This is a genomic window from Pseudomonas sp. YY-1 (assembly GCF_002843095.1).
GTDB classification, from domain to species: domain Bacteria; phylum Pseudomonadota; class Gammaproteobacteria; order Pseudomonadales; family Pseudomonadaceae; genus Aquipseudomonas; species Aquipseudomonas sediminis_A.
On record NZ_PJLX01000045.1, the window covers coordinates 1 to 479 of the forward strand.

1 pseudogene is annotated in these 479 nt (G+C 60.3%); it reads left to right on the forward strand.

The window, feature by feature from the left end:
- A pseudogene (locus CXP40_RS23580) lies at positions 1–479 on the forward strand (transposase); the annotation flags it as partial.

The following is a 479-nucleotide window of genomic DNA, read 5'->3' on the forward strand; positions in this document are numbered from 1 at the left end:
ACAGCGATCTGTTCCGCTGGTTGTTCAATGAGGTGCTGCGGCGCTGCATGGCGGCCGGTCTGGTCAAGGGTGAGGGTTTCGCCGTCGACGCCAGCATCATCAAGGCGGATGCCAGCCGGCAACGTGGGGTAGCGGGAGATGAAGTCGATTGGAGTGATCCAAAGCTCAGCAGCCGCGCCGTACGCGAGTACCTCGAAGCCCTTGATGAAGAGGTGTTGGCTGAAGCCCTNGGCTTACTTTGCCTACTCCACCAACTACCTGATGGACACCGAGCATGGCGTGATCATGGATGTGGAAGCGACTCCGGCGCATCGTACCGCCGAGGTTGATTCGACTAGGACGATGGTTGAGCGTGTCGAAGCGCAGTTCGACCTCACACCGGAACGCCTCATCGGCGACACCGCCTATGGCACTGCGCCGATGCTGGCCTGGATGGTCGAAGAGAAGAACATCGAGCCGCATGTGCCGGTGTGGGACAA